Source organism: Bacillus sp. EB106-06-01-XG163 (assembly GCF_058791615.1).
Window position 1 is genome coordinate 70922 of record NZ_JBYTDS010000008.1, and the last position, 11831, is coordinate 82752.

10 protein-coding genes are annotated in these 11831 nt (G+C 47.9%); 3 read left to right on the forward strand and 7 right to left on the reverse strand.

Annotated elements, in window-relative coordinates:
• The first annotated feature begins 97 nt into the window (after nt 1-97).
• Complete coding sequence (locus tag AC3WTF_RS11405; RefSeq protein ID WP_007409059.1) at nt 98-1426, forward strand: amino acid permease; 1329 nt, start codon at nt 98-100, stop codon at nt 1424-1426.
• A gap of 1 nt (nt 1427) precedes the next feature.
• On the opposite strand, the gene AC3WTF_RS11410 is transcribed toward AC3WTF_RS11405, so the two are convergent.
• From AC3WTF_RS11410 to AC3WTF_RS11420, 3 genes are all read right to left on the reverse strand, one after another.
• The gene (locus AC3WTF_RS11410; protein WP_020955288.1) at nt 1428-2189 is read right to left on the reverse strand and encodes a YqcI/YcgG family protein; all 762 of its coding nucleotides are present in this window, start codon (nt 2187-2189) and stop codon (nt 1428-1430) included.
• A gap of 64 nt (nt 2190-2253) precedes the next feature.
• Nucleotides 2254-2883 (reverse strand): LysE family translocator, encoded by a 630-nt coding sequence (locus AC3WTF_RS11415; protein ID WP_007409057.1) that lies wholly within the window; start codon nt 2881-2883, stop codon nt 2254-2256.
• 63 nt (nt 2884-2946) lie between these two features.
• Nucleotides 2947-3408 (reverse strand): MarR family transcriptional regulator, encoded by a 462-nt coding sequence (locus tag AC3WTF_RS11420; RefSeq protein WP_003156626.1) that lies wholly within the window; start codon nt 3406-3408, stop codon nt 2947-2949.
• Between the two features lie 113 nt (nt 3409-3521).
• Between AC3WTF_RS11420 and AC3WTF_RS11425 the strand changes: the two genes are divergently transcribed.
• On the forward strand, nt 3522-5054 hold the full coding sequence (locus tag AC3WTF_RS11425; protein ID WP_003156627.1) for an MDR family MFS transporter: 1533 nt from the start codon (nt 3522-3524) through the stop codon (nt 5052-5054).
• Between the two features lie 41 nt (nt 5055-5095).
• Here AC3WTF_RS11425 and AC3WTF_RS11430 read toward each other — a convergent pair whose 3' ends face one another.
• The 4 genes from AC3WTF_RS11430 to AC3WTF_RS11445 form a co-directional block, all read right to left on the reverse strand.
• Entirely contained in the window at nt 5096-6049 is a 954-nt protein-coding gene (locus tag AC3WTF_RS11430; protein WP_129003838.1) for an L-lactate dehydrogenase, read from the reverse strand.
• Between the two features lie 270 nt (nt 6050-6319).
• Nucleotides 6320-8299 carry an alpha-amylase gene (gene amyE / locus AC3WTF_RS11435; protein ID WP_129003836.1) on the reverse strand — a complete coding sequence of 660 codons (1980 nt, stop codon included), beginning with the start codon at nt 8297-8299 and terminating at the stop codon, nt 6320-6322.
• Nucleotides 8300-8528: 229 nt separating this feature from the next.
• Nucleotides 8529-9017 carry a DUF6773 family protein gene (locus tag AC3WTF_RS11440; protein WP_042634792.1) on the reverse strand — a complete coding sequence of 163 codons (489 nt, stop codon included), beginning with the start codon at nt 9015-9017 and terminating at the stop codon, nt 8529-8531.
• Between the two features lie 91 nt (nt 9018-9108).
• A complete protein-coding gene (locus AC3WTF_RS11445; protein WP_007609251.1) occupies nt 9109-10542 on the reverse strand; it encodes a YfcC family protein in 1434 nt (477 codons plus the stop codon).
• 133 nt (nt 10543-10675) lie between these two features.
• Between AC3WTF_RS11445 and AC3WTF_RS11450 the strand changes: the two genes are divergently transcribed.
• Nucleotides 10676-11797: a M20 peptidase aminoacylase family protein gene (locus tag AC3WTF_RS11450; RefSeq protein WP_047935174.1), complete on the forward strand. Its 1122-nt coding sequence runs from the start codon at nt 10676-10678 to the stop codon at nt 11795-11797.
• The last annotated feature ends 34 nt before the right edge of the window (nt 11798-11831 follow it).

Here is an 11831-nt window from a genome sequence, read left to right on the forward strand (position 1 = left end):
TGAACTTCGGCCGTTTGTTTCATGTAAAGCAATTTATTGGATGTATATTCCCCTTCTGACGGCCGCAATCTAAGCTTTGATAAAGGGGTTGAACTTCATGGGTAAATCACAGGACCAGCCTAAAGGAAATCTCGCTTGGTGGCAGCTCTCCTTAATCGGCGTCGGCTGCACAATCGGGACGGGCTTTTTTCTCGGGTCCAGCATCGCTATTGTCAAAAGCGGATATTCCGCGCTGATCTCATTTCTTATTGCCGGGCTTGGCACCTATTTTGTCTTTGAGCAGCTCGCGAAGCTTTCGGCCAAACAGCCCGAAAAGGGGTCTTTTTGCGCTTATGCGAGAAAGGCTTTCGGCACTTGGGCCGGTTTCAGCAACGGATGGGTGTACTGGTCGTCCGAGATGCTGATCACTGGAAGCCAGCTGACAGCGATCTCGCTTTTTACGAAGCATTGGTTTCCGAATGTGCCGCTGTGGATTTTCGCCTCCATCTATGCGGTGCTCGGTCTCTTGATTATATTTACGGGGCTGTCCGTTTTTCAAAAAACGGAAAATGTGCTCGCTGTTGTCAAGACGGCGGCGATTTTTATGTTTATCGTCATCGCCATATTGGCGCTGTGCGGTATATTTTCTCATAAACCGGATGTGCAGGTGCCGAACGAATCAAAGGATTTGTTCCCGCACGGAGCGATGGGGTTATGGACGGGATTGATTTATGCGTTTTACGCCTTCGGAGGAATTGAAGTCTTGGGGCTGATGACCGTGCATTTGAAAAAGCCGGAGGAAGCCTCAAAATCAGGCCGGCTGATGCTTGCCGTTCTTGCGGTGATTTACGTCATTTCTCTCGGCCTGGCGCTGCTGTTAGTGCCGCTGGGCAAATTCACCGAACAGGACAGCCCGTTTATTACATCGCTGAAGGGTTTTCATTTAGATATCATTCTTGATATTTTTAACGGGATTTTTATTATTGCGGGATTTTCCACGCTCGTCGCCTCGCTGTTTGCCGTGACGACATTGCTTTGTACAATGGCCGATGACGGGGATGCGCCGAAATGCTTCAGATTAAAGGAAAACAAAAAAATCTGCTGGCCTGCGCTCGGATTGACGTTTGCCGGACTCATCGTCTCCATCATCCTGTCATTGGTGCTGCCGAAAAATATATATGAACACATGACAACCGCGGCGGGCCTGATGCTTCTTTATACGTGGCTGTTCATTTTGTTCTCGGGCAAGAAACTGCTTGAAACGACAAAGATGGGAACCGTACAGATTGTTATCGCCCTTGTGCTGATTGTCGCGGCCGTCTCCGGGACGCTGTTTGAGAAATCGAGCCGGCCCGGTTTTCTGGTCAGCCTTTGTTTTCTCGCCGTCATTGCGATCGTGACATGGATCGTACAAAAAAAGCAGGGACACAGCCCTGCCGGATCATAGCTTATTTCGTCGGTTTAAACAGTCTCTTCAAATAAGAAAAGGGACACTTTGACACTTGCGTCTCATCATCACGGAGGAAATATTGCTTCCATTCTAAATTGTCTTTTCCTCCGTACCACCCCAATCGGGGATGAAGAGGGGCTTCATCATACGCCTCTAAGCGTTTTCTGATCAGCCGGCTCATGTTTCGTCCGAACGCGGTTGAATCATTTAATCCTTCGAAAACCCATCTCGGCTGAAACGCCAGCATAAAAAACGGGAAGCTTCTGCTTTGTCTCGCTTCATGCGCAGGCGTCGCGCACAGAATAAAATACGGCTCGCCGTCAAAGCAGAACTCCCATTTATAATGTTCAGGGTCTTCCGGCATGTCTTCCGGCCAGTCATTCGGGTCGCAGCCGCTCAGCCGGTTTAAAAAAGACCAGAACAGCTCTTCATACGCCTCAACGGAATAATGCTCAGCTAAATCCTCAGGCGTATCAAAAATCACAAGCAGCGACGCGTATCTTCCGGTATCCCTTGAGATCTTTCCGTACTCGGACAGCAGCATCCCCACTTCCTCCGGGGTTCCCTCTTCGCGGGGATCACCCGCAAAAGATATCCGGAGCTGATCTGTCAAAAATCCCTGACGTCCGGGAATGCACGGAAACGTATCCGCTTTATCGCCTATTTTTTCTGATAGAAGCTCAAAAGCGATTCTCTGCCAATTTGGCAGATCCAACAACTTTTCCTCAAGGCAACTTTTTGTGTACAGCCCGCTTGTCATCGGCCCACCTCCAGTATCGTCATGATACGTTATGACGGAGATAGGCGATGGGTGACTCTTCTATTTATGAGATGAGCATTTGAATCCCCTGCCATCCGAAATAAAACCCGAAAACGATCAAAGACACACCCGCCGCTCCCGTCAGCCAGCGGAGCGCTTTTTCATGAAGGAGATTTCTGAAAGTGCTCGCGGCGACCGCCATGCAGAAATCCCAGATCAAAATGCCGAGAAGAATGCCGGAGCTGTAAATCAAAAGCTGATTTGCATCGAAGGATTCAGCGGTTTTAGCGAGAATGCTCCCGTATATGCCGAGCCAGAATAAAATGCTCAGCGGATTGGAAAGAGAAATAAAAAATCCCGCGCCGAATGTTTTGTAAAAAGCCGGTTTTCCTTTTCCGCTTCTGACATTCATGGCTTCCCTTATATTTTTTAACGTTTCGACTCCCGTATAGGTCAGCACGAAAAAACCGAAGAGCCACAAAAACGTTTTAACGAAAGGCGCCGTCAAAAATTGAGACAGCCCGAAATAGATCAGAATCATATACAGCCCGTCCGCGGCCATGGCGCCAAGACCGAAAATCCATGCATGCCAAAAGCCGTTTTTGATGCCTTTGTCAATTTGCGCCGCATTGACCGGTCCGACAGGTGCTGACAATGACAGCCCGAGAACGATGTAGCTTAAAAAGATGTTCATTGGCTTCCCCCTCATTCATGCAACTTGTACAAGTTATTCATGAATGGGCCGTGCTATGATATATTATTTTAATTTCTCAAGCTCGTCTTCCATCATGTCCGTCGCTTTTCCTAAAAAATCGAATATCAGCCGCAGTTCTTCTTCTTTATATTGCCGGCAAAGGCTGATCGTGGACTGGGATAAGGAGCTGAACAATTGCTTCACATTCGCCTTTCCGGCTGTCAGCGGCACGATAATCACCCGACGTTTGTCTTCGGGGTCTTTTTTCCTCATGACATATCCCGCTTTTTCGAGCCGGTCAATGAGCGCCGTTACCGAACCTGTGCTGAGACCGGTTTTTTTCCCAAGCTCGCCTGCGGTCATCGGGCCTGCTTCATTTAAGATATCAGCTGATTTTAAATCGGTCGGAAACAGACCGAGAGATTGAGCGGCCGCCTGATGAAAAAGGATCGTCCTTGTGGCCATCTTTCGGAATAACTGTATCGCGGTTTCCTCCGTCTCGCTTCTGGTATTTCTTGTTGACAACTGACAGGCCTCCCTATAAAATCAATTTATCTTGACGATCAAGATAATTTTCGGCAAATCTAATATGATCATAGCAAATTTAATGATCAAAAGTAAGTATGGGAGGAAAAAGCATGGAACAAACAGCCGCGAAGGACGCCTCGACGAAGTTTGTCGTCATCGGTCTTTTGCTGGGCATTTTAATGTCGGCTATGGATAATACAATCGTTGCCACTGCGATGGGAAATATCGTGGCGGACCTCGGAAGTTTCGATAAGTTCGCGTGGGTGACGGCATCATACATGGTAGCCGTTATGGCCGGTATGCCGATTTACGGAAAACTGTCCGATATGTACGGACGCAAACGTTTCTTTTTATTCGGTCTTATTCTTTTCTTAATCGGATCCGCGTTATGCGGAATCGCCCAAACAATGGATCAGCTCATTATTTACCGCGTCATTCAGGGAATCGGCGGAGGCGCGCTGATGCCGATCGCCTTCACGATCATTTTTGATTTATTTCCGCCGGAAAAACGCGGAAAAATGTCGGGCATGTTCGGTGCCGTTTTCGGCCTGTCCAGCGTTCTCGGGCCGCTTTTAGGCGCGCTCATTACCGACTCCATCAGCTGGCACTGGGTGTTTTACATCAACGTGCCGATCGGTATTTTATCATTGTTTTTCATTCTTCGTTATTATAAAGAATCCCTTGAACACAAGAAGCAGAAAATCGACTGGGCCGGCGCAATCACGCTGGTGGTTTCCATTGTCGGTCTGATGTTCGCTCTTGAGCTCGGCGGAAAAACATATGATTGGAACTCCGTGCAGATCATCGGTCTGTTCGCTGTGTTCGCCGTGTTCTTTATCGCCTTTTTTATTGTGGAAAGAAAAGCGGAAGAACCGATTATCTCATTTTGGATGTTTAAAAACCGTTTATTTGCTACGGCACAGATTCTAGCGTTCCTTTACGGAGCCACGTTCGTCATTTTAGCGGTGTTTATCCCGATCTTCGTTCAGGCTGTGTACGGAAGCACCGCGACAAGCGCGGGCTTTATTTTGACGCCGATGATGATCGGTTCTGTTATCGGAAGTATGATCGGCGGAATTTTCCAGACAAAAGTGCGGTTCCGCAATTTAATGCTGATTTCCGTGGTCGCTTTCTTTATCGGAATGCTGCTGCTTTCCAATATGACACCGGATACGGCGCGTACGATGCTGACGGTATTCATGCTGATCTCCGGATTCGGCGTCGGCTTCAACTTCTCACTGCTGCCGGCTGCGTCCATGAACGATCTGGAGCCGCGTTACCGCGGAAGCGCCAACTCAACAAACTCGTTTTTGAGATCATTCGGTATGACGCTCGGTGTGACGATTTTCGGAACCATCCAGACGAATGTGTTTACTAACAAGCTCACAGATTCATTCAGCGGCATGAAAGGAGCGGGCGGTGCGATGCAGAACATCGGAAATCCGCAGGAGATTTTCCAGGCCGGCACGCGCGCTCATATTCCGCCGCACATTCTGGATCGCATTATTGACGCCATGTCGCAAAGCATCACATATGTATTTACGCTTGCGCTGGCGCCGATCGTCATTGCGGCCGTTACCATTTTGTTTATGGGAAAAGCGAGAGTAAAAACCTCTCAGGAAATGGCGAAAAAAGCGAATTAAAAAAAGCAGTACATGGCGTTTGTCATGTACTGCTTTTTTGTTTACTCTGCGAAATGCGGAGCGAGAATATCTTTCAGCACGTTTGCGCTGCGGCTGAATTGAGCCTGTTCTGTTTCATTCAGCTCAAGTTCCGTCACACCTGCAATGCCGTTCCGATTGACGACGGCCGGAACGCCGATAAAGACGTCGTTTACACCGTATTGGCCGTCCAGATATGTGCTGACGGTTAAAATGCTGTTTTCATTACGCAAAATCGCTTTTGTGATACGGGCGAGGCTCATCGCCACTCCGTAATATGTCGCGCCTTTTTTCTCGATAATATGGTAGGCCGCGTTTTTCACATCGTCAACAATCTGATCCAGCTCGTCCTGCTTGTAAGCTGTATTTTTCTCCAGCAATTGCTGCACCGGCACTCCGCCGATATTGGCGTGACTCCATACAGGAAGCTCGGTATCGCCGTGCTCGCCGATAATGTGGGCGTGTACGTTTTGCGGAGCGGCTCCGAAGTATTCACTCAGCATATAACGGAATCGCGCAGAATCCAGTGTCGTGCCGCTGCCGATGACGCGTTCTTTCGGCAGCCCGCTGAATGTCCATGTCGCATAAGTGAGAATGTCGACCGGGTTTGTGGCAACGAGGAAGATGCCGTCAAATCCGCTTGCCATTACTTCACCGACAATGCTTTTAAAAATGGCGAGATTTTTTTCGACCAGCTCAAGTCTCGTTTCGCCCGGTTTTTGATTGGCTCCGGCACAGATGCACACGATATCGGCATCCTTGCAATCCTCATATATGCCGTAAGATGTTTTGACCGGATGAGGCGCAAATGCCTTTCCGTGATTTAAATCCATGACATCTCCCATGGCTTTTTCTCTATTTACATCAATGATCACAAGCTCATCTGTGATCCCTTGGTTAATTAACGCAAATGCATAACTGCTTCCAACAAAACCTGCTCCGATTAATGCTACTTTGTTCACTCGTTCGTTCATCATATATGCTCATCCTCCAGTGTTTCGTGGTGTCTGTTTTTATCTTGTGAAGTATTTCACATTTATATTGTGCAATACTTCACAAACTTTTGCAAGAGAAAAGTTTGATTTTTGGACAAAAAAATATCGGTGATGGTTTCCGGATTGTTGACAACATCCTAAAACGGAACCGTTTTAGGATGTTGTCATCTTTTCAGCGTGATTGATGATGCGCTGTCCTTTTCCCAGAAGCGAGGGTTTGCCCGCACGCTGATGTGATGATGGCCCTATCCATTAATGCGGAAGATAACCATTCAAACCAGAATTGTTATACAAACCATTCTGCACATAATCAAAGCCGGGCTGGTTCTGTCCGGGCACTTGGGCGCTGCCATTGTTAAAAATCACTTTGGCGTTGGCCGTATCCGCATTCGCAGGCAGCGTCAGCGTGTACATTCCATCTGCATTCTTAGTCATGGCTTTCCCCGGCCACGATCCGGTTAATTCTATGGCCCTGCCTCCATCATGTTTATAGATATAAGCATTTACCTGGCCCCAATGGTCCGGATTTTGATAGCCAATGACGTTGGTTTGGGACGGGTCTTTTTTGACAAATGTGTATTCTTGGGTTCTCGCTGCACCCTCGCCGTTCGTTCCGGTTAATTTGATGTTGTATGTCGTGCCGATTGGATCTCCTTTCCCGATCGTTAGTCGGTCTCCATCCTTAAATGCTGTCTGCTGCCCATTATTGATTTGGTAAACGGCTTTTGTTGTTTTCGCATTTGCACGCAGGGTGACCGTTAGCTGATCATTGAAAGAATGGACTGCCCCCGTTTGGTAATTCTCAAGAAAGACATGAGGCGCATTTCCAATATCATCAGGATAAAGAACAGCCGCGGATCTGGCATTGATCGTACCTGTCAGTTTGCCGTTCGTTACTTGAAATGAACCGGCGCCGGCCCTATTATCATACCTGCCGTCAGGTAATTTCGTTGAAGTATTGATGGTGACAGAAGACGATCCTGCATTTGCCAGCACAACGCCTTTTGAGCCGCGCTGATTCATAAAGATTTGGTTGTTCCCATTCGGATTCGAGAGTTCCTCAGGCTGCCCGGCCATTACATTGTGAAATTGATTGACCGCAGTGATCGCCTGATCTTTAAATAAGGCGCTCCCGCGATCTCCTATTTGACTTTTTCCGGGAAATCTTACACCATTTCCTCCGCCCTCAGGTCTGGAAAAGAAAAGAGGCGTACTTCCTGAACGGGAACCAATCACTGCCCATCCTAAACGAATATCGTCATCACTCATCCATGTGGACTCTTCATCATCATTGGCATACGTATCATGTGATTCCACCCATGTGACTAACTTGTCCGCAGACACGTCAGATGCATAATGGGAGATATTCGACACACTCAGATTACGGTTCTTTAAAGCGGAGCTGATGGAATGCCCGTAGTTAGAAGCCGTCACATTCATATAATTCGCATAAGCAGTATCTCTGGACGCGCTGTCTTGCAGGATTTCTCCGTATTGGAACTCTGCCGATATATTTGTGATATTCGGCCAAAATTGGCTGCCGTAATTCCCATCATCCGGAAGCTCTATATGCTTGGCGGCATCATAGCGGAATCCGTCTGCTCCGTCATTCAATGCTCTTTCCAAGAAACGTTTCAGATAGACCTGCACCTCAGTATTCTGTGTATTCCAATCATACAGCCCAAGCAATGAATTTTGAGTGACGTCCCATCGATCCGACCAATTTTTAATTTGTGTGTTTCCATGGGTCCAGTTTGGAATACGCTTAATCTCGTCAGAAATCGCGCCATAATCGCTGGTAGTATGATTGATAACCGCATCGACAATGACTTTTACGCCATATTTTTCCGCGGCTGCACACATGTCCTTAAATTCTTGTTCAGTGCCTAAGTAACGGTTGCCGATTTGGTACGATGTCGGCTGATACAGCCAGTACCAGTTCCTCATGCTTTTATCTCCTTGGTTCCCTTCCTTTACTTGGTTAATCGGAGACGTCTGAATGGCTGCATAGCCCGCATCACGAATATCTTTCATATTTTGTGTTAACGTATTGAACGACCAATTCCATGCATGAAGGATGGTCCCGTTTTTGACCGATGACGCGGTCACCTTATTCGATTTGTTTGCAGTTTCAGCGTTTGCAGCCGCCGGGCCTGACAAAACCAAATGAAACAGCAATAAAAATCCGGCGAATAACGGCAGTAAAGAGGTTTTGAATCGTTTTTCAAACATTTTTGACACTCCTTATTTGATTTTTGAAGACTGACTGCGGAGTCAAAAATTCCTCTTACTCTTTCTTCAGCTCCTTTCAACTGTTGTGAAGACTGGAGAATTGTGTTAACGCTTACATTTCAACTTATCACACACTCTCTATCAAAGCAACGTGGCAGAGTGAATTCAAATCTATATTCCTATCAAATAAAAAGACCTTCCGCTTTCAAACAAAAAAAGAAACCACCTGTCAAGATGATTTCTTTTTTATTTCTTTTATCGCTCTTCTGTAAGACAGCTTCACAATGACATACCGAAGCAGAAACAGAATGCCTCCGCAGACGATAAAAAGAAAGATCATTTTCAGCCAAGCAAAGAATGTATGGGGAACCCCCCTGTCGTACATCGTAATCGCCGCTGCCGCAAAAGTGACCGCAATTGAATCTATCCGCTGCTGCTTCACCCGCTTTTGCAGTTCTTCTTTGGTGTCTATTCTCGGCATGAGCATTCCCGACGCTCCCGCCCTGATACAATAATAAACAATTATAATGAAGAAAACCGCCAAGCTACCGGCCCATTCCCTAAACGGACAGTTCAGAACAAGTCCGCGTACGATGATGTCAAGCAAAGACAGTGTGCCCACAAGCATTCCGACTTCTGACCAAATCATTCGTTCTTTCTCTTTCACACTCTCACTCTTTCCATTCACGTTTGAAAGTCCGTTCCGACGCTGATTCATGACTTCCTCCCGTACTATTAAGAATGGCTTACAACTCCCATTATATCTTGCCGATTCATAATGATAAACCGAAATATCATTGACAAAAATGTTAATAAGGACCCCAATTGATCAGGACGCCTATGCAGATAAACACGAGACCGATGACAAACCAAATCAGCGCCAGCGGAATCATGAAGCGAAGCCACTTTACGTACGGAATGCCGCTGGCAGCCAGTACGGCCATCAGCACGCCGGAAGTCGGATTGACACAGTTTACGACGCCTTCTCCGAGCATGACCGCTTCAACCGCGACCTGTCTCGTGATGCCCATCAGATCGGCAAGCGGCGCCAAGATCGGAATAAATACGACCGCCTCCCCTGAGCCCGATGAAATCAGAAAATGAAGCAGGGCGCTGGAAATATACATTCCGATGGCGCCTGCCATCGGGCTGAAACCGTGCAGCAGTGACGCTAGTCCATTGACTACCGTATCAAGCAGCTTTCCATGTTCCAGGATAACGGAAATGCTTCTCGCCATTCCGACGATCAGCGCACCGTAAACGAGCCCCTGACAGCCTGTAATAAACGTTTTTGCGATATCATTTGCCGCCATTCCCGCAATCAGGCCTGACACGATTGAGATAAAAATGAACACGGCGGCCATCTCTGAATCAGACCAGCCAAGAGTAAGCGCGCCGTATAAAAAGCCGGCAAGCGACAAAGCCGCAACAGCCAGAATCAATTTATGGCGGACGGTAAACGGGACATGCTTGTCCTCCGGCTCAGAAACCTGCGGGAGTGAACCTGCCGCCGGAAACCAATCGTTCCCCAGCAGACTGGCGTCCTTTGCTTTTCTGAGTTTTCTCGTATACCGATAAATATATAAAATAGATGATAACAGAAAACAAATGTAGACGGCAATCCGCAGGCCGATACCGGAAAACAGCGGCAGCTCCGCGATGCTTTGTGATAACCCGAGCGGTGAAGGTGATAAAATCGTCGCGTTAAACCCGGCATAGCAGCCGATATAAATGACGGCCGCTCCGGCCACGGCGTCCCATTTCAGCGAGCGGGCGACGATCAGGCCGATCGGAATAAAACCGATCACGGAATTAACGACGATGCCGGTTGTGCCGAGGATCGAAAATAGAGATCCGACAATCGCAATAAACAGCAGCTGTTTTGTGCGGAACGTACTGATGACATTACTGATCAATCCATTGATGGCGCCCGTTTTCTCCAAAATCGCAATGGTGCCGCCCGTAAACAGGATTAAAAAAATAATCGGCGCGGAACTTGTCATCCCTTCCTGAATCGCGGTAAAAAAAGCGATCGGGCTGACAGGAGACTGGTCTAAAGAATGATAACTCCCCGGGACGGCGGACGTCACACTGCCCTTTGTCACCCTGTCAAATTCCCCCGCGGGAACGATGTACGACGCTATCGCGCATAGTAAAGCGACTATGAACAGCAGCACATAAGCATCAGGCATCACAAACAATTTCTTCTTTTTCAATACAGGTTCGGCCTTCGGCACAGCCATAACATCACCATCCCGCTTTAAATTTATAAACTATTCAGAAAATACAGATATGTGCTATATTATATACAGACCGATTGCCTGTTTTCAATATCAAAAATAAAAAACAGACAGCTTTTGAAGGAGGACTTACGGCATGAACAGACTCACAGCGCATGAAAAGCAAGTCATTATGGATATTTTTGACCACCTGCACGCCAATCCCGAAGTAAGCTGGAAAGAATATCAAACAACTGAATATCTGACTGAAAAACTGAAAGAGGCCGGCTGCCGGACCCGCACGTTTGATGATTGTACCGGTGTTGTCGGCGAAATCGGAGAAGGCTCGCCCGTTGTGGCTGTCCGGGCGGATATTGACGCGCTGTGGCAGGAAGTGGACGGTGTCTTTCAGGCGAACCATTCATGCGGACATGATTCACATATGACGATGGCGCTCGGCACGATGATGCTTTTAAAGAGTCAGCCGAAACTTCCGAAGGGCACCCTCCGCTTTATTTTTCAGCCGGCTGAAGAAAAAGGAGGCGGAGCGCTGAAAATGATTGAAAAAGGCGTACTGGATGATGTTGACTTCTTATACGGCGTGCACGTGCGCCCCGTACAGGAAACGGCAAACGGCCGATGCGCACCGTCCATTCTGCATGGCTCAAGCCAGCATATAGAAGGCCTGATTATCGGAGAAGAAGCCCACGGCGCGAGACCGCATCTCGGCCTTAACAGTATCGAAATCGCCGCTCTTCTCGTCCAAAAACTCAGCTTCATTCATCTTGATCCCGGCATCCCGCATTCCGTGAAGATGACAAAGCTTCAGGCAGGCGGTGAGAGTTCCAATATCATTCCGGGAAAAGCATCGTTCAGCCTTGATCTCCGCGCACAAACCAATGCCGCCATGGAGAAATTAACCGCCGAAACCGAAAGAGCCTGTGAGGCGGCGGCTGCCGCATTCGGAGCAAAAATCGAACTGCAAAAAGAACACAGCCTCCCGGCAGCCGAGCGAAACAAGGAGGCGGAAGCCATCATGGCATCTGCGATAAGCGGCATTCTCGGAGAAGAACATGTGGATGAACCTCTTTTGACAACCGGAGGAGAGGATTTTCACTTTTACGGGTTAAAGGTGCCGAACTTAAAAACGACGATGCTCGGCCTAGGATGCGGTCTGCAGCCGGGGCTTCACCATCCCCAAATGACATTTGACCGAAGCGCCATCTTTACAGGCGTTGAGATATTAACGGCTGCCGTCCTCAAATCGTTTGAAGCATAAAAAAAGCAGCCCGTTACAGGGCTGCTTTTCTTCG